This is a genomic window from Chryseobacterium sp. GW823-FHT05E08 (genome assembly GCF_058795655.1).
This window is the reverse complement of record NZ_JBXAHY010000001.1, coordinates 80,427-106,144: the sequence shown is the minus strand read 5'-3', so window position 1 is coordinate 106,144 and position 25,718 is coordinate 80,427. Positions and strand designations below refer to the sequence as shown.

Annotated in this window: 26 protein-coding genes; 6 read left to right on the top strand and 20 right to left on the bottom strand. The window is 32.6% G+C overall.

Annotated elements, in window-relative coordinates; all coding sequences use genetic code 11:
• Positions 1–369: 369 nt before the first annotated feature.
• Both AC1Q7L_RS00500 and AC1Q7L_RS00495 read left to right on the top strand, forming a co-directional pair.
• The gene (locus tag AC1Q7L_RS00500) at positions 370–1,041 is read left to right on the top strand and encodes a DUF4197 family protein (RefSeq protein ID WP_492305866.1); all 672 of its coding nucleotides are present in this window, start codon (positions 370–372) and stop codon (positions 1,039–1,041) included.
• A gap of 42 nt (positions 1,042–1,083) precedes the next feature.
• On the top strand, positions 1,084–1,389 hold the full coding sequence (locus AC1Q7L_RS00495) for a DUF493 family protein (RefSeq protein WP_410691057.1): 306 nt from the start codon (positions 1,084–1,086) through the stop codon (positions 1,387–1,389).
• A gap of 60 nt (positions 1,390–1,449) precedes the next feature.
• Here the strand turns inward: AC1Q7L_RS00495 and AC1Q7L_RS00490 are convergent, their stop codons facing one another.
• The 19 genes from AC1Q7L_RS00490 to AC1Q7L_RS00400 form a co-directional block, all read right to left on the bottom strand.
• Positions 1,450–1,800 (bottom strand): ArsC/Spx/MgsR family protein, encoded by a 351-nt coding sequence (locus tag AC1Q7L_RS00490; protein WP_410691058.1) that lies wholly within the window; start codon positions 1,798–1,800, stop codon positions 1,450–1,452.
• A gap of 88 nt (positions 1,801–1,888) precedes the next feature.
• Positions 1,889–2,503: a deoxynucleoside kinase gene (locus tag AC1Q7L_RS00485; protein ID WP_492305867.1), complete on the bottom strand. Its 615-nt coding sequence runs from the start codon at positions 2,501–2,503 to the stop codon at positions 1,889–1,891.
• Positions 2,504–2,542: 39 nt separating this feature from the next.
• Positions 2,543–3,478, bottom strand: a complete 936-nt coding sequence (locus tag AC1Q7L_RS00480) for a hypothetical protein (protein ID WP_492305868.1) — start codon at positions 3,476–3,478, stop codon at positions 2,543–2,545.
• 78 nt (positions 3,479–3,556) lie between these two features.
• Complete coding sequence (locus AC1Q7L_RS00475) at positions 3,557–4,582, bottom strand: glutaminyl-peptide cyclotransferase (protein WP_492305869.1); 1,026 nt, start codon at positions 4,580–4,582, stop codon at positions 3,557–3,559.
• Between the two features lie 145 nt (positions 4,583–4,727).
• Complete coding sequence (locus tag AC1Q7L_RS00470) at positions 4,728–5,750, bottom strand: glutaminyl-peptide cyclotransferase (RefSeq protein ID WP_492305870.1); 1,023 nt, start codon at positions 5,748–5,750, stop codon at positions 4,728–4,730.
• 403 nt (positions 5,751–6,153) lie between these two features.
• Positions 6,154–6,579 (bottom strand): SRPBCC family protein, encoded by a 426-nt coding sequence (locus tag AC1Q7L_RS00465; RefSeq protein ID WP_492305871.1) that lies wholly within the window; start codon positions 6,577–6,579, stop codon positions 6,154–6,156.
• Positions 6,580–6,597: 18 nt separating this feature from the next.
• Positions 6,598–8,208: a Na+/H+ antiporter gene (locus AC1Q7L_RS00460; RefSeq protein ID WP_072410956.1), complete on the bottom strand. Its 1,611-nt coding sequence runs from the start codon at positions 8,206–8,208 to the stop codon at positions 6,598–6,600.
• 160 nt (positions 8,209–8,368) lie between these two features.
• The gene (locus tag AC1Q7L_RS00455; RefSeq protein ID WP_492305872.1) at positions 8,369–9,373 is read right to left on the bottom strand and encodes a bestrophin family protein; all 1,005 of its coding nucleotides are present in this window, start codon (positions 9,371–9,373) and stop codon (positions 8,369–8,371) included.
• A gap of 23 nt (positions 9,374–9,396) precedes the next feature.
• Complete coding sequence (locus tag AC1Q7L_RS00450) at positions 9,397–10,071, bottom strand: DUF2490 domain-containing protein (RefSeq protein ID WP_492305873.1); 675 nt, start codon at positions 10,069–10,071, stop codon at positions 9,397–9,399.
• A gap of 611 nt (positions 10,072–10,682) precedes the next feature.
• A complete protein-coding gene (locus tag AC1Q7L_RS00445; protein WP_492305874.1) occupies positions 10,683–11,078 on the bottom strand; it encodes a DUF1398 domain-containing protein in 396 nt (131 codons plus the stop codon).
• A gap of 285 nt (positions 11,079–11,363) precedes the next feature.
• A complete protein-coding gene (locus tag AC1Q7L_RS00440) occupies positions 11,364–11,813 on the bottom strand; it encodes a VOC family protein (protein ID WP_492305875.1) in 450 nt (149 codons plus the stop codon).
• A gap of 187 nt (positions 11,814–12,000) precedes the next feature.
• Entirely contained in the window at positions 12,001–12,384 is a 384-nt protein-coding gene (locus tag AC1Q7L_RS00435; RefSeq protein WP_492305876.1) for an SRPBCC family protein, read from the bottom strand.
• Positions 12,385–12,405: 21 nt separating this feature from the next.
• A complete protein-coding gene (locus tag AC1Q7L_RS00430; protein ID WP_492305877.1) occupies positions 12,406–12,543 on the bottom strand; it encodes a hypothetical protein in 138 nt (45 codons plus the stop codon).
• A gap of 18 nt (positions 12,544–12,561) precedes the next feature.
• Positions 12,562–12,933, bottom strand: a complete 372-nt coding sequence (locus tag AC1Q7L_RS00425) for a VOC family protein (protein ID WP_492305878.1) — start codon at positions 12,931–12,933, stop codon at positions 12,562–12,564.
• A gap of 1 nt (position 12,934) precedes the next feature.
• Entirely contained in the window at positions 12,935–13,336 is a 402-nt protein-coding gene (locus AC1Q7L_RS00420; protein ID WP_492305879.1) for a hypothetical protein, read from the bottom strand.
• A gap of 2 nt (positions 13,337–13,338) precedes the next feature.
• Positions 13,339–13,809 carry a hypothetical protein gene (locus AC1Q7L_RS00415; RefSeq protein WP_492305880.1) on the bottom strand — a complete coding sequence of 157 codons (471 nt, stop codon included), beginning with the start codon at positions 13,807–13,809 and terminating at the stop codon, positions 13,339–13,341.
• Between the two features lie 18 nt (positions 13,810–13,827).
• Complete coding sequence (locus AC1Q7L_RS00410) at positions 13,828–14,283, bottom strand: DUF1569 domain-containing protein (protein ID WP_492305881.1); 456 nt, start codon at positions 14,281–14,283, stop codon at positions 13,828–13,830.
• Positions 14,284–14,533: 250 nt separating this feature from the next.
• Positions 14,534–15,022: a serine protease inhibitor ecotin gene (gene eco, locus AC1Q7L_RS00405; RefSeq protein WP_492305882.1), complete on the bottom strand. Its 489-nt coding sequence runs from the start codon at positions 15,020–15,022 to the stop codon at positions 14,534–14,536.
• Between the two features lie 44 nt (positions 15,023–15,066).
• A complete protein-coding gene (locus tag AC1Q7L_RS00400; RefSeq protein ID WP_492305883.1) occupies positions 15,067–20,964 on the bottom strand; it encodes an alpha-2-macroglobulin family protein in 5,898 nt (1,965 codons plus the stop codon).
• A gap of 19 nt (positions 20,965–20,983) precedes the next feature.
• Between AC1Q7L_RS00400 and AC1Q7L_RS00395 the strand changes: the two genes are divergently transcribed.
• The 4 genes from AC1Q7L_RS00395 to AC1Q7L_RS00380 all read left to right on the top strand — a co-directional run bounded on the left by AC1Q7L_RS00395 (position 20,984) and on the right by AC1Q7L_RS00380 (position 23,698).
• Positions 20,984–21,739 carry a UbiA prenyltransferase family protein gene (locus AC1Q7L_RS00395; RefSeq protein WP_492305884.1) on the top strand — a complete coding sequence of 252 codons (756 nt, stop codon included), beginning with the start codon at positions 20,984–20,986 and terminating at the stop codon, positions 21,737–21,739.
• A 3-nt stretch (positions 21,740–21,742) separates the two neighbouring features.
• On the top strand, positions 21,743–22,822 hold the full coding sequence (gene recF / locus AC1Q7L_RS00390; RefSeq protein WP_492305885.1) for a DNA replication/repair protein RecF: 1,080 nt from the start codon (positions 21,743–21,745) through the stop codon (positions 22,820–22,822).
• A gap of 191 nt (positions 22,823–23,013) precedes the next feature.
• Positions 23,014–23,415, top strand: coding sequence for a hypothetical protein (locus AC1Q7L_RS00385; RefSeq protein WP_492305886.1), 402 nt, complete (start codon positions 23,014–23,016; stop codon positions 23,413–23,415).
• Complete coding sequence (locus AC1Q7L_RS00380) at positions 23,402–23,698, top strand: hypothetical protein (protein WP_492305887.1); 297 nt, start codon at positions 23,402–23,404, stop codon at positions 23,696–23,698. Before AC1Q7L_RS00385 ends, AC1Q7L_RS00380 begins: the two co-directional genes overlap by 14 nt.
• Here the strand turns inward: AC1Q7L_RS00380 and AC1Q7L_RS00375 are convergent.
• A complete protein-coding gene (locus AC1Q7L_RS00375; protein WP_492305888.1) occupies positions 23,676–25,706 on the bottom strand; it encodes a recombinase in 2,031 nt (676 codons plus the stop codon). The two genes, AC1Q7L_RS00380 and AC1Q7L_RS00375, sit on opposite strands and share 23 nt — an antisense overlap.
• Positions 25,707–25,718 lie beyond the last annotated feature (12 nt).

The window sequence follows — 25,718 nt, the reverse complement described above, 5'->3', positions numbered from 1 at the left end:
CAATTTATTTGTACAATCAATTATTTATAAAAAGATTTACGGTCTTTTTACCATCTTTGTTTGAGCCGTTTCGTATTTCTCAAAAAAAGACATTAGCCAAAATTATAAAAATATATGTTACATAGTTAATATTTCTTAAAAATTCTGAAAATTAACAACAAATCAATATTAAGAATAAGTAATATTAGGATTCAATACTATTTCATTAAATATAATCTCATATTAAGAAAAAAAATGCAATCGATTTACCAATAGCTTATCATAAAAAACGCCCCAATTTGTGTAGTTAAATTTAAAATTTTGTTAAACAGAGAATACTAGCTAAATTTGGCTCAGAATTTGAGAATATTATAGATTAATAAAAAATAAATGAAAAAATATATTATAGCAGCTGCTTTAATTATTTGTACCGGCGCAGTTATCAATACAACGATGCAGTCTTGCACTACTTTAGCGACCACCGATTTAGGGCTTTCTGTCATTAAAAAGCTTTTATTAAACGGTATTAATAAAGGAATGGGAATTTATGGTAATAAAGATGCCTTTTTACAAAACAATTTGGTAGACAAAGCATTACCAAAAGAGTTGAGAGATATTAATTCTACTTTAGAAAAAATTGCTCCGTCGTTGGTTGCCAAAGAAAAAGATTATATTGCTCAGGCGGCTTCATATACGGTAAATGTTTCAAGACCTATTTTAGAAGGCGCTGTGAATAGCTTAAGCGCTCAAGATGTTACAAGAATTATCCAGGGAACTACAGCGACTCAAATATTGAAAGAAAAAACTCAGCAACAATTGGTGGCAGCGATTATGCCTAAAGTTGATGAACAATTGAATCAATATGGTATCGTTAAAACAATCAATACAGCTTTATCAGGAAATAATTTATTAGGAAGTCTGCTAGGAGGAAATAAAAATACGGTAAGCTCGGGAGGTTTAAGTCAATTGGCTTCTGAACAAATGGTCAACGGATTATTTAATATCATTGAAGATTACGAGCACCAGAACTCTAAGGCTCTTTTAGGACCGCTTGGAAAATAGAATTATTTTCGCTATATTTATATATAAAATTAAAATTTGCAGATGGATATATTACAAGGAAATCAACACGCAAACCCTGAGGAGTTTTATAATTCTCTAAAGGAAAAGCTGGAAGATCATCATGATTTTCCAGAAGATTATTTATTTAAATTCATAATCCCGACCGATCAGTCTAAACTTACTGAAATTTACAGAGTTTTTGACGGAATCAAATTCACACTGGGAAACCGCGAAAGTAAAAATGGAAAATACACGGCCTGTAATATCAACGCATTTGTTTTAGATGCCGATCAGGTGGTTAAAATTTATAAAGAAGTCGCAAAAGTAGAAGGAGTAATTCTTCTTTAAAAAGTAAAAAAGTCAGCATAATGCTGACTTTTTGTTTATATTTTTAATGTTAATGTAAAATTACTTTTCGATAAAAAACTTTACGTTATCAATCGGTCTTCCCAACATCGCAACAGATCCTTTTATTAAGATTGGTCTTTGTATCAGAGACGGATTTTCAGATAAAATCTTGATCCATTCTTCTTCAGAATAATTCTTATTGGCAAAATTATCCATATATAACTTTTCAGTCTTACGGATGATATGAAAAACACTTTGATTAAGCTTTTTCAAGACCGTTTTAATTTCCAAAATGCTTAGTGGATCTTCAGTCATATTGATGATCTCAAACGGCACTCCATTCTCATCCAAATACTCTAAAACAGCATTTGATTTTGAACAACTTCCATTATGTAAAACCTTAACTAACATTTTATTTGTATTTAAAAAATTAAACTTGAGTCTATCAAATGTAGTGACAAATCTAGCTACGGGACTCTTAATTAATGATAAATAAATGTTAAAACAATCCGTTCAGCTCTGCTTCTATCTTTTCAAGGATAAATCCGAAATCTTCCGGTTTTTCAACAAAATCAAGATTATCAACTTCGATAATTAAAAGCTTACCTTCCGTATAACTCGAGATCCATTTTTCGTATTTCTGATTCAGTTTTGAAAGATATTCGATGCTGATCGATGCTTCATATTCTCTTCCTCTTTTGTAGATTTTTTTAACCAAATTAGGAACATCAGATTTCAAATAGATCAATAAATCCGGCGCAGAAACGAAATTTTTCATCAAATCGAAAACAGAAATATAATTATTAAAATCTCTGGTCGAAAGAAGATTCATATCATTTAAGTTTTCTGCAAAAATGTGAGCATCTTCATAAATTGTACGATCCTGGATAATGTTTTTTCCACTTTCTCTAATCTCCTTTACCTGACGAAATCTGCTTCCCAAAAAATAAATTTGTAACGCAAAACTCCATTTGCTCATATCTGCGTAAAAATCCTCCAGATAAGGATTGTGGTCTACATCTTCAAATTGCGCATCCCATCCGTAATGCCTTGAAAGCAAGGTCGTTAATGTAGTTTTTCCTGCTCCAATATTCCCTGTAACTGCAATATGCATATTTTCCCTTAATGTTTTACTGTTTAATTGCTTTTATCACTAAATACCAAACTTCTGAACTTCGGAAATCTCATTGATCAGTTTCTCTAAATTCTCTCCTGCAGGTTGTTCCGAAGATCCATTTTTAGATTCTTCTTCACTTTTTCCTACAGGCTGATCCGTTGATTTTTTCTCTGGTTCAGGTTCTATTTGCAACTTAGTTTCTTTACTTTTTTCGAGGTTGTAAAGATAAAGGTTGTTGGCTTTGATTTCAAAATAAGAAAGGGTATTTTTATCCACAATTTGTGCATCGGGATCTTCAAAAATTTTCACCATTTCTTTTTCCGGAATGTATTTTAAAATCGAATTATTAGTAATTACTAAAATAAATTCGTTTTCTCTTCTGAAGCGCTTTCCGTTTTCAATCGGAGCTTCAAAGAGTTTTTCAAATTTAAAAGTGTAGATTCTGATTTGTTTTTTAGTTAAAATGTAGATCTTATTTTCAAAAACCATCAAATCCATCAAGTCATCAAAACTCGCATCAAAAGGATAAGAATTTATGGTCGTTTCATTTCTGAAATTATATTGAATCAATCGCTTCATGCTGTCATCCAACAACCATAATTGCTGAAGATCTTCTGCGTAAGCCATTCTTATAAATCCGAATTTCTGTTTAAAATCTACTTTCTGAATTTCATTAAGATTTTGATCTACAAACTTCATTTCCTGAGCATTTTCAGAAAAGAAAGCAATACTCAACGGATTCTGAACATTCTGAACTTTAAAAGGAACTGTAAACATCAATTTTCCAAGCTGTTTGCCCAAAGAATCATACTTTGTAAAACTGAAATCCTTGTTTTTGTATATATATAGATTCCCATAATCGTCGGCAAGCATATCTTTTGCCTCTTTCAACTTTAAGGTATCAAAAGGAATAGATTTCTGTGCAGATAATGAACAGAATAGAAAGATCAATAATAAGTTTAATAATTTCAAAAGTTCTTTTTTCTAAGATAAGATTTTGTGGACACTACCAATTTACATACTTTATTTTATTCAAATTGAAATTGTTGCTTATTTAATCGCAATTTCATAAATTTTAGACCATTTTTTACCTGTAATCAGCATATTATCACCTTTAAAAGCGATACCGTTTAAAACACGTTCACTATCGTTTTGTGCATTTTCTTCGGTGATTTTCGTAAAATCAAATTTACCAACCGTTTCTCCGGTTGCAGGATTTATTTTTAAAATAATCGGCTGATGCCAAACATTTGCGTAAATAAATCCATTGTGATATTCCAGTTCATTGATTTGGTTGTAAATATCTTTATATCCACCAACAGGAACGGTTTTCACGACTTTTGAAGGATCATTAACATCCAAAAAATACAGATTATTTGAACCGTCATCAGCAATAAGATTTTTCCCGTCATAAGTCAATCCCCAACCTTCTCCAAACTCATTAGGCAAAGGAAATTCCGAGATTTTCTTTAAAGTATTTTTATCGTAAACAAAACCTTTTTTATTCTGATAGGTCAACTGATAAATTTTATCACCAGCAATCGCACAACCTTCTGAAAAAATATCGGCAGGCTGTTTCTCTGTAATAATCGGAGTGGTAGTTCCCAGCGTATATTTTATCAACTGAGAAGCATTGGCCAAGCCGTCACTTTCATAAATAGTGTTGCCTTCGATAAGAAATCCTTCAACAAAATTATTAGGATCATGAGGGTATTCTTTTACAATTTCATAGGAAATATTTTGCTCAGGAGTTTTAGAAAATACATTAATTGTAGCATCCTGATTTAATGTTTCGCCCCCTTTTGTTTTGATGTTAAAAGTGACTTCATTATCTCCGAATACAAAAAATTTAGGATCAATAGTTAAATCAGATGTTTCTTTTTCTCCGAAGCTAATGCTGATGCTTTCGGCGTTTTCTGTAACATCTTTTGGAAGTTGTAGTTTATCCCCAAAATGATAGCCCTTAGTTTCCATTGAGTTGTTATAATCACTTAAACTTCCCAATATTTCCTTGTCTTTATTACAAGAAATTAATGACAAAACCGCTGCAAAACCAATTATTATATTTCTTTTCATTGATGATCTAAATATGTTTCAAAAATAGGGAATTTATTGCTTAAATTAGGTTTTGGCTAAAGCCGATTTGACCGATGTTATATAAAAAAACGGGCTAAAGCCCGTTCCTATTGATGTGTTAATATCAAATTTTATTTTCTAAAAGTTACTTCACAGCAACTTCATAAATTTTGGACCAGTTTTTCCCTGTTACCAACATGTTTTCACCTTTGAAAGCAATTCCGTTTAGCACATCATCACTTCCTTTCGTATTTTGTTTTGCAATATCTGTAAAATCAAATGTTCCCACTACTTCCCCATTTTCAGGATTAATTTTCAGAATAATTGGTTTCTGCCAAACGTTTGCATAAATAAATCCGTTGTGAAATTCAAGCTCATTCAACTGATCGTAAGCCTGAGAACTTCCTGCAACAGCAATGTATTTTACCAATTTTGTAGGATTATTTGGATCAAGAAAATACAATAATTTACTTCCGTCTGATGCGATAAGATTTTTACCGTCATACGTTAATCCCCAACCTTCTCCCAACACATTCGGATATGCAAAGCTTGATAATAATTTTAATGAATTTTTATCATAAACATACCCTTTTTTGCTCTGCCATGTTAATTGATAAATTTTATCCCCAACAATTGTACTTCCTTCAGAAAAATCTTCCGGAGCCTGTTTGGTAGAAGCAAGAGGAGTTGTAGTTCCCAACGTATATTTTAAAATCTGTGAAGAACCGTTTTGTCCGTCACTTTCATAAATTGTATTTCCTTCCACCTGAAAACCTTGTACGAAATTTTTAGCATCATGAGGATATTCTGCTATGATTTGATATGAGATTTTTTTCTCAGGATTTTTCGCAAAAACATTGATGGTTGCGTCCTGATTCAGCGTTTCACCGCCTTTTGTTTTGATATTAAAAGTTACTGCATTATCTCCTAATGTAAAGAATTTAGGATCAATTGTTAAGTTTGAAGTTTCTTTATCTCCGAAACTGATCGTAACATTTTCTGCATTTTCTGCAACATCTTTTGGAAGTTCAAGTTTATCACCAAAATGATAGCCTTTAGTTTCCATAGAGTTATTATAATCGTTTAAGCTGTTCAGAATTTTTTCATCTTTGTTACAAGATGTCAAGAACAAAATTGCTGCAAAACCTGCAATTATATTTTTTTTCATTGAATTTCTAAATATTTCCCCAAAAATAGCAAATTTTATTCCGCTTTGCTAATACTTGTAACATTCCTAGAAAGGAATTTGTCATTGACTACGTCGAATCTTTGATTTCTGAAAAACCGAAGTAGTATGATTCTTCCAGAATGATGAAAAATAGACTTAAAATCGCTGTGCATTTTAAATCTTAGTCTTTCGGAAATAAGTGAAACGCCTTTGTCTTTCTTAGCTTAAGAGAAAGTAAAATCAATTCTTTGTCTTTCTTTGTGTTTAATAATCACAAAGCTAAACAAAGTTTTTTTTGAGTTAGAACAATTTTTAAAGAAGATAAACAAAGGCATTTCATTTAAAAAAGTAAAACTATATATCTAACTTATTAATTAAAATCTCCTTTATTAAATTTTTAAATCTATTTCTCCAAATATTGTCTTAAACTTTGTCCAATGATTCCGTTCCAACCTTCTGTGAAACTTTCTCTTGAAAAATTTTCGCCTAAATCATTAAAAGCTTCAATATTTTCATGAATCAATGTAACGATTGTTTCTTTATCATCGGGTTGAATTTCCCAAGTCACAACGCTTCTTCCATTTGAAAATTCAGGATACGTCCAGGAATGTTTCACTTTCTGATGTGGAATAATTTCTAAAATATCTCCCTGATGATGATATTTTTTCTCATCTCCTGGTTCGTAGAAATTAAACTGTTTTCCAACTTCCAATTCAAAATCCGGAATATCAAAATACCAGTTTTTCATTTCGTTTTTATCGGTTAATGCCTTCCAAACCTTTTCGATCGGAGCATTTATTTTAAACTGAACGGTGATTGGTGTACTCATATTCTTTTAATTTTTCATTTAATGGGCAAATCCTGTGATTTTTGCTTCATCAAAATCCAGTTGCATTTCGATGGTTCTCATCACATGATCATCAAATATTTTTTCACGTTTCATACGGTGAAGTTCATTTCTCTGCGCCTGAATAATTTGTCTTAAAACATCTTTATTTTCATTCATCGCAGTAACATAATCTCCGGTGGACGCCATGCAATTGGCTTTATCGGTCATCATCATCATTTCATTTTCAAGCCTATGTTTTTGATGACGTACCAAACTGTTTGTTTCTGCCAATCCTGAAAAATCATTATCTAATTTATGTAAAGCCGTTTCCTTTAATTTTTTCATTAAAATAACTTCCTGTTTTTCTTCTGGCAGCTCACTTCCGGCATCACTTACTTTTAATAATTTTAAAATCGGCGACAATAACAATCCTTGTCCGACCAATGTAATTAATATTATAACGAAAGTTACGAACAAAATGATATTCCGATGCGGAAAAGCTTCGCCATTTGGTAAAAATGCAGGGATTGAAAGCGCTGCAGCCAAGGAAACTACTCCCCTCATTGCTGCAAAACTGATGATGAAAGGCTCCTTCCAGTCGGGTTTGGGGACTTTTAACCTCAGCTCTTTAGAACAAAGTCTTGGAAAATACATTAAAGCATAACTGTAAATAACTCTTGTTAAAACAATTGCTCCACCAATCACCACACTGTAGAAAATTCCTTCTGAAATGGTGTAATCTTTCATTGCGGCCACGACAATTGGTAATTCAAGACCGATAAGAATGAAAATAATCGTATTCATCAAGAAAATCAAGACACTCCAAACATTTCCGGATTGGATTCTCGAAGTATGACTGAGATAGCAATGCGAATTATAAGACATCAATAAACCTCCGGCAACCACCGCCAACACTCCTGAAAAATGGAAATGTTCCGCGCCAACATACATAATGTAAGGAACAATCAACGTAATCACCGTATCAATATTCGAATTTGATGGGATAAGTCTTAAAAATGCTCCAAATAAAAATCCGGCAGCCACCCCTATCGCAATTCCTCCAACCGCCATTGTGAAGAAATCCTGAACCGCCTCTCTGAAAACAAACTGCCCTGAAATTACGGCAGCTAAGGCAAATTTAAATACAATTAAACTCGATGCATCATTAATCAAACTTTCTCCTTCCAAAATACTTGTGATCTTTTTAGGAATTTTCACATGTTTTAAAACCGAAGTTGCAGCCACGGCATCTGGTGGAGAATTTACTCCTCCCAACAAGAATCCCATCGCAACCGTAAGCCCCGGAATTATCGATGAAGAAAGATAAGCTACAACAATTGAGGTAAGAAAAACCAATCCAAAAGCCATCGAAAAAATCTGCTTTCTCCATTTATGAAAATCCTGCCATGAGGTAAACCATGCAGCTTCAAATAAAATCGGGGGTAAGAAGATTAGGAAAACCAAATCGGGCTCTATTTCAATGTGTGGCATTCCCGGAATCAGGCTTATTAATAAACCCGCAATCACTAAAAAGATGGGATAAGCCACTCTTAGTTTTTGCCCGATCATTACCAATATCATCACAGATAACAGGACTGCGATGGATATGATGACATAAGTGTGAATCATTTATTTTTGTTTTTAGTGTTATATTTTGTTGGTTAATCGCAAAGACGCGAAGGATTTTATTTTAAGTAATATTTAAGGCGCAAGGATTTTATCTTCGATAAAATTTAATTCTGTTTAAATTAAAACCACTTTTCACTGCTGTTATTAACCCAATTATTTTTTAAAGTACAATATTATTTTTCGGAACAATTGCAAGCGGAAGATCAGATTCATCCAGCATATCTCTCATATCGATCTCAATCGTACGGCTGATCTGTGTGATCGGGACATCGTTCGGGCTTCCTTCAAATGGATTGACAGAGGCCTCTCCTACACTATCCAATGTATGAAAACACCAAGTTACCAACAGTGAAAACGGAATATTAAACCAAACCGTAAAGCCTTCAACTATAGTTCCGTCACCTAGTTTATCAAATTCTTTTAATAATCCGAAAGGCACAAAAACGATGAATAACAGTAACAAATAAGTCGTAATCGAAGAAAAATTTCTTGGATAAGGAAAGTTTTTAATTCTCTCCGCTTTTCCTTGATTATCTGTAAATTTTACCAATTGCTGATTGATCTGCGTCCATTGGAAATCATTAATTTCTCCTTTTGAATAAATTTCTGACAACTCTTTGCTCTGACTTGCCATCAACTGTGTCGCTCTGTTTTTCTTGCTTAAAATATATTGAAGCTCTGATTCTGAAAGGTACTTTTTCAACTCATCATCAAGCTTAGAAAGCCTTTCCGGAATGTCATATTTTTTTGAATATTCGTCAAATTGTGCGGTACTCATATTTTCCCAAGCTCTCGATTCACGAAGCTGAAAACGAAGCGCAGTGAGCCATGCGTAATGACGCAAGAACATTTCTTTCACTTTCTTCGGATCTTTCCCGGAAAGAGCATCTCTCAAAATATATCCAAAACTTCGGCTGTCGTTGATGATCGCGCCATAAATTTGTCTGGCTTCCCAAAGTCGGCTGTAACTCGCATTGTTTTTAAAACCAACAATAAAGGCAACCGCAGTTCCCATGATCGCGATCGGCTGCCACGGAACATACAGGAATTTCCATCCGAAGAAATATAATACTGTTGGTATTGCTGCTAAAATGGCTAAACAATAAATACTTCTTCTTGTCCAAACTATAAATTCAACTGCTCCAAATTTTTTCCCTGAGTGCATACGTGTTTTTTGTGTTTTCGTTTTTAATTTTTATTAAATGGAATATTGTTGTAAAAACCAATCTGAACTTGTCCGCGGTTTTTGTTTTCCTGAATCTGATTCATATAACCTGCTTCAATTCTCAGATTTTTATTAATAACATATCCCAACGCTCCATAAACTCTATTTCTATCGAAAGTCGGGCTGTTTAAATTTAAGAAAATCTCGTTATATGCAGATGCATAAAAAGTTTTTGGAAGCATTTCTTTGTTATTAATCGGGATGTTTAACCCTAACAGATAACGGAACCTCATTCTAAAATCGTCCTGTAGAAAGCGTTCTTCCAAACGGTAACGGTGCTGAAGATAAAATCTTCCGAATTTCTGTTTTGTGATATATTGTTGGAAAATTCGATGTTCAATATTTTCCTTTTTTTCACCATTTACATAGGGTTGACTTAAAATAAAACCATAACCTAACAAAACATTGTTATTATTTTCCGTTAAATCATATCCGATTCCGGTACGAATTAAAAGCTGTTCCAAATCTCCGACTCCATCAAAATTACGATACTGGATCTCGTTATGAAAGTTTAATTTTTTACTGATTTTATTGTTTCCAAAATACATATACCAAGCTCCAAGATCACTTTTCTGAGCAAAGGATTTTGCTGTTCCCAAAGTGAAAATAATCAAAGCCAGTGACTTTAAAATCTTCATAATTTATTCTTTTACATTTTATTTTAAGAAAATTATTTTTGATTGGATGTTCTTTTGTCTTAAAACAAAAGAACCAAAAATTCAAGACTGGAATCTTCAGCTAAAAATAAATTCTATTCTCTAAAAATTCTAAAACTCGCGCGAATTTAAAGCTATTTATTATCAAATTTTATCCCGCGCTCAGACAGTAGAATTTTCTTAACGTTCACAGTATTTATTTTTTTAACGCTTCAGCTTCCTAGGTCAAACAGAATGAATGGCTAGCCAACTAAATTCAATTCTTACATTACATTTTATTACTAATATCTATCACAATTTAAAAAGTGATTTCGATTATCAATAATAAGCAAAAAAAATATTTTATGAAAATTTATCTTTTTAGTTTAAGTTTTTAAATAAAAAGCCTTTTTAAACTAACTAAAAATTTAACCACAAAAGATACAAAAGCCATGAATGATTTAAAATTTAGCTGTTTTGAAAACATAAAGCTCTCAAAAGAATAAAATCAAAGATTTTTAAAGCTAATGTGGTCTTATTTGCAGTCTATTGGTTAACTTAAAATACTAATGTGTTAATCTTTTGTTGCTTTTGTGGTTTAAATAAGTTCAAAATTATACTGTTGGAATATGTTCAACAAGGATATTATTTTCAGCTTTATCAAAATAAGTGCAGGTCATTGTGTTGAGATCCATTTTCCAACCTTCGACTCCGTTTTCTGCGCAGTCTTTACAGAAAGTTAAATAATCTGTTCCTCCCTGTTGGTGAAGTTTTAATCTTAATTTAAAAATTTCAAGGTTTACATTTTCAGAAATAGTTAAAGTATCATATTTACTTCCGGTAGTATCTGATTGACTTTCCTGATCAAAATATTCTGTATTTCCATCCGAAACATAAACGGTATAATGAGAAACTCCTCTGTTTTTAATAGCCTGAATGTATTTTGGAAAATCAGCTCCGCTTTTTACTTTTTGGTGTTCTGCTTTGATTTCTTCGATTGTGAATTTCATCTTTTTATTTTTTTGTTTTTGTTTTTATTTTAACGCAAAGTGCGCAATATTTTTTTATTAGTATTGAGAATATTTTAAGTTCGCAAAGGCGTTTCACTTAGCAAAAATTTTAAAGCATTAAGTTATATTGTCCTAAAAGCTTTAAAACCTAAATCCTAATTCCTACAACCTAATCCCTTACCTCAAATTTAGAATTTTTTGGAATGCAAATGTATCATAAAATAAAAACCGACAGAACGATCTGCCGGTTATTTTTACCTATGTTTCATATACAAGATATGAATATTAAGGGTGTTGTTGCATTTTAGCAGGATCGTCATAGTTTACCATCCAGTTGATGCCGAATTTATCGGTAAACATTCCGAAATAAGCTCCCCAGAAAGTATCTGCCATCGCCATTGTTACCAATCCGTCCGCAGAAAGTCCCGCGAATAATTTATCTGCTTCCTCTTTGGAATCTGCATTAATAGAAATTGAAAAATTATTTCCCGCTTTAAATTGAGAAACCCAATCGCAACCCGCGTCGCTTCCCATTAAAGTTGTTTCCTTAGAAATCGGAAGAGAAACGTGCATAACTTTGTCTTTATCTTCTTCTTTCGCTTCCTGCCCTTCCATTGGAGGCATTTCTCCGAAAGTTCCGATGTAAGGATATTCTCCTCCGAAAACAGATTTGTAAAAATCAAATGCTTCTTTACAATCCCCGTTGAATGTTAAATAAACGTTTACTGATGCCATAATGTGTGCTTTTTTTTAAAATTATAGTTTAGTTTTATTTTTATCTTTAAACACGAATAACACAAATTTTTTTCAAATGACACTAATTTTATTTGTGAATATTAGTGCTATTCGTGTTTAAATATTTTATTTTGATTTAAAAGTTCGTTTTGCTTACTGCTTATTGCCTTTTGCTTTAAGCTAAAACTTAAGGTTTTTCAGACATTTCTTTTAGTTGAGAAAGTCCTTTCTGGTAATCTTTTCCAATTGCATCTTCCATATTCATAAACATTTTCATTACTGTAAAAGGATACGGAATTTTTGAAGTAAATCCCCACGTTGCTTTGCTTCCATTGCCTTCCGGAACTATGGTTACATAAGCATGAGCTTCACTTTCGTAAGGAGTTAAGAATTTAATATCTGTATCAATTCTTTTTTTGACTGCATCTACTTTTTTCACTTCCTGACAGCCTTTTCCGGCTTCGTCTTTTTTGCTATCCCAACATACTTTTTCTCCTGGTTGTCCTGTTGTTCCTGTCCAATCTTTTTTCATATTTGGGTCAAGATGATTCCACGGACTCCATTGATCCATTGATTTTAAAGTATTGGTATTCTACCATACTTTTTCAACGGGAGCATTGATGGAAATTGATTTTTCGTAATTACAGTCGCCCGAAATAAACGCTGCGAGAATCAGCCAAAAAATCAGGATTGAAGCTAAAACTATTGCAATTCCTTTTAAAATTTTCATATCATTTGTTTTTTATGTTTACCTGTGCTGATCAATTAAAATCATATTTCCGTCAGGATCTTTCAGGAAAATATGTTCAGGGCCGGAGGTTGTTTCATCTGCTTCTTTATCAAGCTGAACTCCATTTTCCTTTAAATGCTTCTGAATTTCACGAACATCATTAAAAGCTTCCAAATTCTGAGCATTCTGATCCCAACCCGGATTGAAAGTAAGCATATTCCCATCAAACATCGCCTGAAAAAGACCAATCAGATGTTCCTCATTTTTCATAATGAGATAATTTTGCTCAGTACTTCCCGCCATAGTGCTAAAGCCCAGTTTTTCATAAAAATCTTTAGACTTTGGAAGATCTTTTACACTTAAACTTATCGAAAATGCTCCTAATTTCATATTATATTTTTTTATTTAAAGCCAATTTATATCCTACTAAAACCAGTCCCCAAACTGCAATTCCAAGAACCCAAAACCAAATCGGAGTGGGTAGAATATACATCATGTAAATACTTTGAAGTAAGAAAATAACTCCACAAATAACAGCATATGTTTTTCTGCCGTCACCAGCAATTTTTGTCGCAGAAAAGCCGGCAATCAAAGATGCCAAAGCATAGCCAAGAATAACAAAAAGCAATGCCATAATCGGTGCTGTTTGTACGTATTGTTTTAAGGCTTCCATGTCATTGTTGTTCATTCCCGCAGGTCGTGGAAATAAATAATGACCCAATTTTTCAACAATGGTGATGGTTACAACGCCAAAGAAAAGCCCTCCAAGAACGGCTAAAATTCTTCTGAACATGATTATTGATTTTTTAAACGTGTTTTAAAATCTAATGTCCCATCATAGCTCTTCCAATCACCGATGAAATCGATGTATTGAGCTTCGATCTTTTCAGTAGCTTTATTCCAATTGAAAGTATAAATGAACTTACCTTTGAAAACTCCGGAATGCTTTCCTTTTTTTTCTTCAACAAGCTCATATTCACCATAGATCGTGCTTTTTTTCTTGCCGTCTTTGTATTTGGTGATCGTTAAATTACCTTCAAACTTCGTGTAGTTTTTATCAACAAGAGAATATCCTGAAACAAGATATTGCTGATCATTTTTCTTGTTTTGTTCTGAAGTATTGATTTTCAGTTTAATTTCCTGTTTATCGCTTCCAATTGTTCCTGTGTAAGGTTTGCTATCGTTTAGCCAAACATTGGAAATATTCGGCATTTGGGATAATGCAAAATTGGAAACCAAAATGAGGAGTAATAAAAGTTTTTTCATGTGTGTATTTAATTTGTGTTAAACTCCAAATTGCGACAAATGGTGATTCAAATGTTTTGCAAACATATTGTTCCATTCGTTAGAATTTAATTTTCCAAAAGAAAAAGATTCTTTACCATCAAAAGCTGAAGCTCCCAATTGCTGTGTTTTTTGGATATATCCAATCAATCTTTTCTTTTCTTCACCAAAATTCTTTCTTCCTGAAACCAAAAACTGTGGAGAAGTAGGCGAATCTCTCGGATACGCTTTTTCACCCACCACTTTAGGCTTTACAAATCTTTTTAAAATAAATTTTGCAATTGCTCCCGGTTTTTTATGCTTTTCTGGTTCGTATACCATTTCGTAAGTTATACAACAGTGAGCCAACATCTGATCAACAGTCATTTTCCCCCACAAACCGTGAGTATCTTCAATCAATTTATTTATTCTATCAATGTAATTCTGAGCGTCTTTTGCGTCAAATACGTTTTCCATCTTTTTCTAATTGTTAAAAAACAAATATATCAGTTTTTTTTCATCATTTTACACCTATTAAAAAAAAGGATGTAAACAACTATCAAATAGAAAGTTAGGAGTTTAAAATCTTAAGTTCTAAATTATTGATTATGAATGATAAAATAACGTATTTTTTTTGCAAATTTTGCTGATTACGCAAATTTTCAAGTAAGTATAAAAACAAAACTCCCCACAAAATGTGAGGAGTTGATATTTAAATTGTTTAAGATTATTTTTGAACGGCTTTCTTCATTGCAGCGTCCGGGCGCAAGATTCTGTAACGAACTTCGAGGTCTTTCGGGACATAGAATACCAATGGTAATTTGCTATTGTATCTTACGATCTCGGGCTGGATATAGACGAATTTTTTAGTCATCTTTTTATCTGGACAAGCCATTAATGTGCTTCCAACTTCGCCGTTGGATTCTACATCATAATAGTTGTAGCCCCACCCTTGCAGATCTTGGGATTTTACATTTCCCATCAAGAATTGTTTGTTACAGTCCAGCATTTTTTCTGCGCCTACGAAAAACTCTACTTTTAAATCGTTTTTGTTTTTAGCGACTGGAAGCTGGATGTAAACTTGCTTGTAACCCTCTTTTGCTTTTGGGAACATTTCAATCTGTAATTTTTCAAATTTGTCTGCTTTCTTTTGTGCGAAAGCATTTACCCCGATCAACATTACGAGCCCTGTCATTACTGTTTTTGAAAATTTCATTTTGTTTTATTTTTAATATTTTACTAGTTCCCTATAGCCAAAAATCATTCCAAAATCTGAACATTTGTTCCTTTTGTATGCGCATTCATCTGCGGTGCATAATAGTTTTGCATCGTTGTAATCCCATTGGAGAACTTTCCTGATGCGTTGGCTATATAATCGTATTCGAATACAAATTTTCCTTTCGGCATGTACTGAATATAAAAGTTAGTTGAAGCATCTTTTGTGGATTGATAATAGCCCAAATTATTCTTCCATTGATAACCCGAAAGCACATCTACAGGCTCAAATCCTGCCGCACGCATATCTTTAATATGGATGAACTCCATTGGGCGATCTGTGTTCAGGATCATTCTTACGGTTACTTTATCTCCTACTTTTAATGGAGTTTCTAGTGAGATTTTCTGTAATTCTTCTCCGTTCACAGTTTTCACTTTTTTGTAAAGCTCTTTTGTGATCGAGATGTAATTTTCTGATGATTTAATTTTATCTAAATCTTCATAATATTGCCAAAATAATCCACCCTGAACAATTCCGGGACCTGGTTTTGTTACCGTTACTGTTCCTAAGTTTTTATCAACAACATCAGTTTTTACAGTTGATTTTACATAACCCGTTGCCTGAGTTTGCGGTTGTAATTCTTTTCCGCCCCAAACGATTTTTGCTTTGTCGCTTTCTGCGGTTGTCCATGATTTTCCTGAATTTAATATCGTGAAAATCACTTCCGATGTTCCTCTTGAACTTCCCCAAGAATTGACTTCTTTTTGGGTGATTAACCAAATCTTCATGTCTTCGATGAACTTCTGATCGTTTGGTTTTAAGGTATTGAAAGCTTCCAACGCTCCTGCCTGATTCACAACTTTCGAGCCAAACCAACCCCAATCGTTAAGGTTTTGTTTCCAATAAACGCCTTGTGTTTTTGTATCAACAGAAGTTTCTTTTAGATAATTCATTAATTTATCCGAAGTATCTTTTAATCCATAATTGCTCATCAATAAAGCCGAACGGTGCAACCCGAAGAACGTAAAATCTGTGATTTTTGCCGTTTTTGCTTTTTGTTTTACTAAAGCTTTTAATGTTGCGCCTTTTCCTTTTAATGGATATTGTTTTTCCCAATAGTTTCGGGTATCAAGATAATCTAACGTCCAGTTATTCCAAACATTTTCTTTTTTCACATCCCAATATTTAGCGATCTCATTGTCTACATACTGAACCAGTTTTGCCACCAATTCTTTCTGCTCTGAACTTTGATAATCTTTCACATTATCTTTTAACCAAGAATTGATCTTTCCTAAGTTTTTAAGAATGTATAAAGAAGTTCCATACGAACTCGGATAACCTGAATACCAAGAGAATCCTCCATCCGGATTTTGCAGTTTTTTGAAATCATCCCAATCCTGATTGATCGAATTTTTCATTGTATTGGCATCAAATAACAATGCTAATTTCTGCATTTGCTCTTCTTCGTTTTTGCTTTCCAATACCCACGGAGTTTCTTCCAATAATAATTGTTTCAACTCCTGATTTTTCTCAAGATTTGAATTTAATAATCCTTTGCTTTGATATTCTTCAAAAACCGTTTTCATTTTTGGATTAGCCTTGAAAATCTCAGAAGCCAACACATCTGCAAACCATTTATTGAAAATCACATCCGCAGAATTATTCTGATCATTTTTCAGGCTTGGAAGCGCAAACATAATTTCCCAGATCGGATTTGTTGTTAGCTCCAATGTATTTGAAACATTTGAAATCGTTGTTGAGTTTGAGTCTTTAAGATTATCTAAAACAAACGTTTTCGTTTCGCCTTCTTTTACAAAAACAGGAACTGCATCCGTCACCAACATTCTGTTTGGAAGAATTGCAACCGCTTTTTGTTCACCATCAGAATATTGTCCGGCTTTTGCAACCACTTTTAAAATGATTGATGAAACATTGTTCGGAACTTTTACTTTCCAGGTTAATGCTGAATTTCCGTTTTCATTTAAATCAAAATTCTGAGTGCTTGCATTTAGCCCAAATTTAGACGAAATATCTTCGTTGGTGAATGCATCTAATATTTGAAGATTTGCAGAACCACTTAATTTTTTGCTTGTTAAGTTTGATAGTTTTGATTGAAGATTCAATTCATCCCCTTCTCTTAAAAATCTTGGATAATTTGGTGTTACAGAAAATTCTTTCTGCGTAACGACTTCTTTATTTAAAGTTGCTGCTCTTGCGTCTTTTGTGTGAGCCAAGAACATCAGTTTCCATTTTGTTAATGCTTCCGGAGAAGTGAATTCGAAGCTTACGTTTCCTTCTGCATCGGTTTTTAGATCGGGATAAAAGAAAGCTGTTTCGTTTAGATTTTGACGAACTGGGATTTTATCTAAAGAACCCGAATCATCTTTGTCCAATACTCCATCCGTATCAACATCGGTGTATTCCGCTTTCTCTTGTTCGCTTAATGATCTTCCTGAATTTGTAATATCTATTGCAGCATCACTAATTCTTGCAGATTTCATCTTTCTCGATCCCGCAGCCATTGGAGCCGGAACAGCACTAGCATATCCTTCGACTACAACTCCAGACGCTCTTCCTTGCAAATAACCTACAACATTATTATCAAACCAATTAAATTGGGGAACCTCAACATAATTACCATTGAAATACTGTAATCTTTTCTGATAATATTTCTGTACCAGATATTGTCTGATATCATAAGAAGTTACGATTGAAAAAGTGGTATATAATTTTGCCCAATTGAAGCCGTTTGCTGCAAACTGATCAAGAGACATATCATACATATTTGCCAATACCTCGGCGTTGATTTTTTCTTTATCATTTCCTAGAACTTTCACAGACCATTTTTCCTTAGAGTTAGGCTCTAATTTATCTCTGAAAGTAACCGTTTCAATTCTCAATGGCTGTTCTGTATCTTTTATTTTTAAATTAACAGATTGCGTCTGAACATCATTAAATGCCACAACCTGAAACTGAATATTCAATGTTGCTACATTTTTATCTTTTGGAATATCAGCAGTATATTCAAGAATTCCGTTTTTGAATTTCTGAGTTTCTGCAACTGTTTTTCCTGAACCGTCCTGCACAAAAATGTTTACTAAAGCATCCGGAATTGCAGAATAAACATAGATTTTAGCCTTCTCTCCTCTTGAAAATTCACTCTTAGGTTCTAAAACGGTTAAGAATGTTTTCTGATTTGATTTTAAAGAATTTTTATCCCAAACACTGAAATTCTGAGAAGATTTTATCGTGTCTTTTCCTTCAATATTATATAATTCTAACTGATAATCTCCGGCATCAAGTTTTCCCAGATCAAGAGATTCTTCACTTCGCTTCGCTCCATTCAGAATGACAGAAGAGGTTTTCCAGTTTTTCAGTTCATCATTTTTATCAAATAAATCGTGTGGAAATTTGTTGATAAACTCTTCTTTTGAAAATTTCGGAAGATCCTGAATTTCTGATTTAAAATTATCTCTGAAAATCCTGTTCGGAGCTTCCAGTTTTGATAATTTAACCTGATATGATTTTTTTAAATCCTGTTCGTTATAATTCTTCGTTTCAACTTTTACTTTTACATTTTCATCCGCAAAAGTATTTTTGATGTCTTCTGCCTTAATATAGTGAGAAACCGAAGCCACTTTTAACTGCGTGTCTGCAGACTGCGTTTCGCCATTAATGTCAGTAACCGAAGCATTAATTTCATAATTATCAATCTGAATACCTTCTAATTTTTCATCTTTTTTAAGATCTAAACGAATAACAAATTCTCCTTTTTCATTCGTTTTGGCTTCTCCAAGAATTGAATTTTCATTATCATCACCTTGTGGATACCATCCAAAATATCTCCATCTGATGTTGTGCTTTTTAATCTCATAATTTACCTTTGTATTACTCAAAGCAACACCAGAGAACATCATCGCTTTTCCTTTTAATTCAATGGTTTGACCATATTTATACTCTTCTTTAACTGGATCAAAAGTCACCTCAAATTTTGGTCTTTTGTATTCTTCAACGCGAATATCTTTATTACCATTCGTTCCGCCGTCTGTTCTTATGAAAAATACACCATTCAGTTTTCCTTTTGGAAGAATAAAACTTCCATGATACGAACCGAAATCATTGGTGGTAAAGTTTTGAGAAGTAACATCCTCGCCGTTGGCATCCTGTAAAGTTATTTTCTGTTTTAAACCAGAAGCAACAGATTCAGTTTCTTTATCAATTTTAGTATTAATTACTTTGAAATAAACGGTTTGTCCGGGTCTGTAAATCGCTCTGTCTGTAAAAATCTGAGCTTGTGTACGGGTTTGTTTGTTCGGGTTATATTCTGCTGGATTTCGATCATTTCCATACACCTGCATAATCTGGAAACTATTGGATTTTGGCTGTTGAATAAGGAAAGTTCTGTAATAATCCTTGCTCGTCGTTGTTGGAAATTTGAAAACACCTATATCGTTTGTCTTTCCTTCGATTTTTGTTAATGTTTTATTAGAAACAAATTCATAAAACGTAATATTTTCATTAATAACAGGTTTTCCGTTTTCGCTGTTGACTAATTTTAATTCATTTGAAAGTTGATTTCTATCTGTTTTAGATTGATAAATAATTCTGTTATCAGAAACTAAAAAGTAAAAATTCTGTCTGGATTCATTATCTTTTGCATCCGATCCGGCAACAGAATATTCTGCAACATAAACTCCGGAAGGAAGAGGCTTAACCTCTAATGATGTTTTATGAGTCTGGAAATCTTTAGGATCGGACAATTGAAATACGTCTTTTCTTACCAAATTCTTTTTAACCTTGCTATATAGATCTCCGTAAGAATTTTGCACATATTGCATTAATGATGTGTATTCTCCTTTTACTTCGTAGATATTGATTGAGAATTTTGAAACATTTTTATACTCCGCAACAATATGAATCGGTAGATTACCCTGCGTCTGAGGTTCATATTTAATGCTCAAGGAAGGATTGGTGATTTGATTTTCCTTATTTTTAATATTTTCTATAAAAGGAGATTTCGGATATTGACTTTTTGCCTGAGCTGCGATTTCCAAAGCTTCTTTTGATTTCTTTTTGCCATTAAGTTCAGTCATGATCTCTTCCATGACCAAAACTTTATAATCGCCTTCTACATTAGATTTTACAAGATTTTGAAGCTGCTCTAATTTATCTTTACATTGATTGAAATTACAATTCTCCGATAATTTCTGATGCATGAAATACAGTTTAGAATTTCCTGTATTCTGAGCAATTAATTCATCAAAAATAGTATTTATCTGAGTTCTGTTCTCTGTAAGTTCATTTTTAGTGAAAAGTCCGTTATCAGATAAGAAATTAACTTTTCTCAACGAATACCAATCCAGTAAAGTGGGGAAATAAGAAATATCTTTTGTGTTTGAAAAAGCGTCTTTATATCCTGATAATGAAACTTTTCTCATTTCCGGCTTTTCTTTATCCAGCTCCTGAAAGTTTTTAATTAAATAATTTTTAAAATCAAGTTTGCTCCACGTTTCGATCTGAGAAACATCTTGAGAATTTAGATTCGTTCTTCCATTGATCTCCCAAGAATGCTGATTATAATAATCCATGAAAAAACCATTTAGCAGAACATCATAAACCAATTTCCCTTCACCTTTCAAATTTTTATCGGAATTCTGAAGTTTAACGAAAAACTTAGAAGCCGCATCATTTTTATTATCATCACTCGTCTGATTAACGATCGTAAATTCTGCCTTTAACGATCGAATAAGCTGAAGTGTATTATTTTCTTTCATAGCATGGTTTTGTATGTCTAAAATAACGGGAAGATTAGATTTATAAGCACCTTTTTTACTATTTTCCTCTATTTTTTTCCACTGATCATCATAATACTTTTGCCCGAAAGCTCCTGATGAGCTCAGTATTAAAAGTAAAAGCACAAAAATCTTGGAGAATTTTTTCATATATGTTATTTTTGTATAAATGAATTTCTTAAAAATACTCAAAAAAACTGTTATAGACAGTCAACTTTATGTCTCATTAATGGGAACACTTTTTGCAGTATTTTTCATGCTAGAGCAAAACACGTTCCGTTTGCCTACTGTTATCCTGATATTCATTACTTATTTCAGCGGATATCTTTATACAAAATATCAGCGCACCAAACATTTCTTTAAAATATTAATCTTAAATGCAGTTGCAGGTGTAATTTGTGCATTTCTTATCATCCATAATCATAATGAAATCCGATTGATAAAATGGTTCATTATTGTTGTTTTGGGACTTCTTTACAATAGTTTTTTTCTTGATGTTTATATTCGGAAAATCCCTTTTTTGAAGGTATTTTATGTTGGACTTGTTTGGGCTCTTGTCAACTGTTGGCTGACTTTACATGAATTTAATCTTCCTATTTTCCTGATAAGTTTTTTCTTTATTACTGCCTTAGTTTTACCTTTCGACATTCGGGATATGAAAAGCGATACTATCAAGACTTTCCCAATGATAATCGGAGTTCAAAGCACAAAATATATTGCTTATTTACTTGTTTTTGTGAGCAGTATTTTAGCAAGTTTTTATTTAAATCATCACTATTCAATTGCCTTTTTTCTGACAAGTATTGTAACTTATATTTTTATTTATTTCGCTGAAAATAAGAGAAATGACGCCTATTTTTCGTTCGGTGTTGAAACATGTTCTGCACTTCCTTTTTTATTTCTAGTAATATTGGAGTATTTTTGACGAATGATTATTAATAAGCTTTCCCTGTATAATTTCAAGAACCATTCTGAGAAAAAATTTGAATTTTCTCCACAGATCAATTGTTTCGTAGGAAATAACGGGGTTGGAAAAACAAATATTCTGGATGCTCTTCATTACCTTTCAGTAGGGAAAAGTTTTTTGGGAAATACCGACATTAATAACATCAAAAAAGACGAGGATTTTTTTACAATTGACGCTGAAATTCAGAATGATGACAGTGAAGATATTATCAAAATTTCTCAACCTAAAGAATCAAAAAAGATTATTAAAAAAAATGATAAAAGCTATGATAGAATGGCTGATCATATCGGTTATTTGCCAAGTGTGATGATCTCTCCTTATGATTCTAATTTGATCTCAGATTCCGGAGAAAGCAGACGGAAATTTCTGGATTCTATGATTTCTCAGACGAATTCTGAATATCTTTTTGAGTTGATTCAATATCAAAAAACGATTCAGCAGAGAAATGCTTTGTTAAAATATTTCGCTAAAAACCGAGTTTTTGACAAAGATTCTTTAGAAATCTATGACGAGCCGATTTCAAGATCCGGAACTAAAATATTTGAAAAAAGAAGAGCGTTTGTATCACAGCTTAATCCTATTGTTCAGAACTTTTATAACATCATTTCAGGCGGAAAAGAAACTGTTTCCGTGATTTATGAATCTCATTTATTTGATGATTCTTTTCAAAACCTATTAAGAGATAATATTGAGAGAGACAGAATGTTAACCTACACTTCAAAAGGGATCCACAAAGACGATCTTCTTTTTGATATGGATACTGTTTTAATTAAAAAAATAGGTTCACAAGGTCAACAAAAATCCTTTCTTATTGCTTTAAAATTAGCTCAAATGAGTCTTGTAAAGGAACTGACAGGAAAAACCCCAATCCTATTATTAGATGATATTTTTGATAAGCTTGATGACCAAAGAGTTTCTCAGCTTATTGAACTCGTAAATCAGGAAAATTTTGGTCAAATTTTCATTACAGATACACACAGAGAACGTACAGAAAGCGTTGTGAAAAAGATTAATGAGGAAAGCATAATTTTTGAGATTTAAATATGAGCAAGTTTTCACTTTTGATATTTTTTTCTTTTTCATTTTTCATTTTTGGTCAAAAGAGATTTTCAACGAATGAACTCATGAATAACTACCCTTTTAATCAGGCGACGAAAATAAAAATCATTTCTTACAATGTGGATTTCTTAAGTGAATTTCCTGTTCCGTTACCACCCATCAAAGATTCTGCAGTGATTAAAGAAATAATTAAGAATCAAAAAAAGCCAATTCAATTAAAGGATATTTTAGAAAAAGAAGATCTGGTAGGAATTAGTCAAACTAAAACTCTCAATTTTACAGAATTTTTTGAGTTGTCAAAATTACTTTACAATACTTGTGGTAAATTTCCGAATGGCTCACAAAGCCTAAGTAAGTGCTTTTTTCCACGAAATGCAGTTCTTTTTTATAATGAAAATGATAAAGTTTTTGAAATTCTCGAAATTTGTTTTGAATGTCACAGAATAGAATTCACTTCTGAAAAATCATTAGAAATAAATGATATGTGTGATAATTTTTATTTTAAAATTGAAGAATTTTTCAAAAATAAGGGATTGCAAACACAACATAAAATTAATATTTATGAAAAAAAATAAAAAACGTGAATTCCAATCCTCAGAACTTGTAAAATCTTTCGCGAGAATTCATGGGTTTGAGCATAAACTTGTAGCCTTTGAAATTAAAGATTTTCTTGAAGAATATCTTGATGAAAGCCTTTTTAATGAAATCCAAAATGTAAATATTGAAGACAAATGCATCATTATAAAGATTAATTCTCCTTTATTGAAGAACGATTTTAAAATGCGCAGAAGTTTTTATCTTAAAAAGTTTCAAGACAAATTTGGTGAGGAAAAATTTAATGATCTTCAGATTTTGTAGACATTGAATTGCTCATCATATCATCAGCTCTTTTATCCAGTCCCGAGCTTATCGGAAGGAAAAATTTTAATGGATTTTTGAAAAAATACCTAAATATTTCTTTATAAATTTCACTTACCTGTCCAAAATTCAGTTTTCTTGATCTGAATGCCAAGAACATTGATAAACTAAAACTTACCAAAAAGTTAAAGAATCCAATCAGGAAAACGGTAAAAAATGAGATCCAGAAAGTATAAGAATCTACAGAAAAATCTTTTCCGTAAAGTCCGATTGCAAAGTTTCCTGCTGCAAAAGTAATGTGGCGAATATCTAAGTCTAATCCGAAGAACAATCCCACAGGAGCCGTTGCTCCAAGGAAAACTCCAAACCAGAAATTAGAGACGATTCCCGGCCAGTTTTTAGCGTAATATTTTGATAATCCTTTGGCAAATTTTGCTCCAAAAAGTATTCTGATAGAAAGGTTTTTCGCAATTCTTTCCGGTATTTGGAAAAAGACTGAGTTGTTCCCAATATTCCCTGAAATTATTCCCGAAATAAAAAGATAAAATCCTGCAATACTCGCATGTAAAATAGCTTTAGAGTGAAATGGATCTAAGTCTTTCAATAATTTATCAGATCGGTCAACCGCAAGATTTTGTGAGAAAAATACATCCAATCCATAAATAATTGCCAACGCAATCGGGAAAGATAATAGCACGTTCCCAACAAACGCAATAAACTGACTTCTAAATAGTTTTGAAACTAAATGAGCAAATTCTGTCCGGTCATTTTTAGTATTTCCTTCTTCGGAAAGAACCTTGGTCATCGTCGCCGCTGTCATCGCCGGCTGTTTCGTTGCCAACGTAAAGCCCATCAGATAAATCATCACAAATCCCATCGCATAATTCATCGAATATAAAAATGCATGTGAAAAATCACTTCCCGGAATGTATCCGTAAAGCATTTTCAAGACACATAACGCTCCAACAATAATTCCACCACCACTTGCTTTGTAGAACATTTTCATATACTCTTTTCGGGTAGATGTAATGTAATGCGCGCCTGTTTCTGCAGTGTGATTTGTAATAAGGTGGGAAATTAATCTGGTACTGTCATTAATGAGTTCCGAAATATTATTCTTGTGAGATTTATAACTTAATATATTAAAAATTAACTGTTTAGATTTAATTAAAATATCTTCTTCAGTATCAATCACCAATAAATTTACAATATCATAAACCCTTTGCATCTGCTGACGGATTTTCAGAAGAGATTGATTAATTTTTCCTGAAATCCCATATTTAGAAGAATTTTTAAAGGCAATATTTACAAATTCCAAACATTGTTCGGTGTAAATTTTAATCTGCTTATATCTGCTGTCTTTTGAGTGTAATTGAAGGTCAGGATTTTTCTCTAATTCTGCAGCAAGATCTTCCAATTCATTTTGTAAAGCCAAAAACGGATTGTCGAAATTTCTGTATTGCGGAGCCATTCTTACCACTTCCACTTCCATCGCCATTCCTGTAGCGCGCCACGAAAGGATATTCATTGCGAAGATCATTTCTTTTTTCACTTTTGATTTTGTGATAAAATCTGCAGCGCCAAAAATTTTCAATAATTCGTTGATCTCGTTTTCGGGAAGATTATGAAGATATTTTAGATCAGCTTTAGGTCTTAAACTGATATTATCCACCATAAACCAAACGGTTTTTTCGTTTTCTACAGGTGGTAATATTTTATTAAGAATCCTTTTTTTAAGTTCGGGAAAGAAAGCATTTTCAGACAAAATATTAGCTTCCGTTAAAGACAGATTGAATGGTCTTCCGGCGAAAATATTGTGAATGTAATGTTTAAAATTTTCAGCAAAATTAGGATTGTTTCTAAAAAAATTAAGAACATCCGTAAAATCTGTTTTTTTTATACTCTCTAAAAACTCTGCAAAAGGTTCTAAAGAGAGCGTTTCATTCTTAAAAGAAAAATATTTTTTAAGAACAGATTCAAAATTTGTACTGGAATTGAAGAACTTCATTAGTACAAAGAT

Coding starts and splice junctions, on each gene's coding strand:
- AC1Q7L_RS00475 (WP_492305869.1), bottom strand. CDS start 4,582: ATGAAAAGAAATATAATAATTGGTTTTGCAGCGGTTTTGTCATTAATT.
- AC1Q7L_RS00500 (WP_492305866.1), top strand. CDS start 370: ATGAAAAAATATATTATAGCAGCTGCTTTAATTATTTGTACCGGCGCA.
- AC1Q7L_RS00495 (WP_410691057.1), top strand. CDS start 1,084: ATGGATATATTACAAGGAAATCAACACGCAAACCCTGAGGAGTTTTAT.
- AC1Q7L_RS00440 (WP_492305875.1), bottom strand. CDS start 11,813: ATGGCATCAGTAAACGTTTATTTAACATTCAACGGGGATTGTAAAGAA.
- AC1Q7L_RS00415 (WP_492305880.1), bottom strand. CDS start 13,809: ATGAAAAAACTTTTATTACTCCTCATTTTGGTTTCCAATTTTGCATTA.
- AC1Q7L_RS00485 (WP_492305867.1), bottom strand. CDS start 2,503: ATGCATATTGCAGTTACAGGGAATATTGGAGCAGGAAAAACTACATTA.
- AC1Q7L_RS00380 (WP_492305887.1), top strand. CDS start 23,402: ATGAAAAAAAATAAAAAACGTGAATTCCAATCCTCAGAACTTGTAAAA.
- AC1Q7L_RS00430 (WP_492305877.1), bottom strand. CDS start 12,543: ATGAAAATTTTAAAAGGAATTGCAATAGTTTTAGCTTCAATCCTGATT.
- AC1Q7L_RS00425 (WP_492305878.1), bottom strand. CDS start 12,933: ATGAAATTAGGAGCATTTTCGATAAGTTTAAGTGTAAAAGATCTTCCA.
- AC1Q7L_RS00395 (WP_492305884.1), top strand. CDS start 20,984: ATGAATTTCTTAAAAATACTCAAAAAAACTGTTATAGACAGTCAACTT.
- AC1Q7L_RS00400 (WP_492305883.1), bottom strand. CDS start 20,964: ATGAAAAAATTCTCCAAGATTTTTGTGCTTTTACTTTTAATACTGAGC.
- AC1Q7L_RS00455 (WP_492305872.1), bottom strand. CDS start 9,373: ATGCACTCAGGGAAAAAATTTGGAGCAGTTGAATTTATAGTTTGGACA.
- AC1Q7L_RS00435 (WP_492305876.1), bottom strand. CDS start 12,384: ATGGATCAATGGAGTCCGTGGAATCATCTTGACCCAAATATGAAAAAA.
- AC1Q7L_RS00420 (WP_492305879.1), bottom strand. CDS start 13,336: ATGTTCAGAAGAATTTTAGCCGTTCTTGGAGGGCTTTTCTTTGGCGTT.
- AC1Q7L_RS00450 (WP_492305873.1), bottom strand. CDS start 10,071: ATGAAGATTTTAAAGTCACTGGCTTTGATTATTTTCACTTTGGGAACA.
- AC1Q7L_RS00465 (WP_492305871.1), bottom strand. CDS start 6,579: ATGAGTACACCAATCACCGTTCAGTTTAAAATAAATGCTCCGATCGAA.
- AC1Q7L_RS00445 (WP_492305874.1), bottom strand. CDS start 11,078: ATGAAATTCACAATCGAAGAAATCAAAGCAGAACACCAAAAAGTAAAA.
- AC1Q7L_RS00490 (WP_410691058.1), bottom strand. CDS start 1,800: ATGTTAGTTAAGGTTTTACATAATGGAAGTTGTTCAAAATCAAATGCT.
- AC1Q7L_RS00375 (WP_492305888.1), bottom strand. CDS start 25,706: ATGAAGTTCTTCAATTCCAGTACAAATTTTGAATCTGTTCTTAAAAAA.
- AC1Q7L_RS00460 (WP_072410956.1), bottom strand. CDS start 8,208: ATGATTCACACTTATGTCATCATATCCATCGCAGTCCTGTTATCTGTG.
- recF (WP_492305885.1), top strand. CDS start 21,743: ATGATTATTAATAAGCTTTCCCTGTATAATTTCAAGAACCATTCTGAG.
- AC1Q7L_RS00410 (WP_492305881.1), bottom strand. CDS start 14,283: ATGGAAAACGTATTTGACGCAAAAGACGCTCAGAATTACATTGATAGA.
- eco (WP_492305882.1), bottom strand. CDS start 15,022: ATGAAATTTTCAAAAACAGTAATGACAGGGCTCGTAATGTTGATCGGG.
- AC1Q7L_RS00470 (WP_492305870.1), bottom strand. CDS start 5,750: ATGAAAAAAAATATAATTGCAGGTTTTGCAGCAATTTTGTTCTTGACA.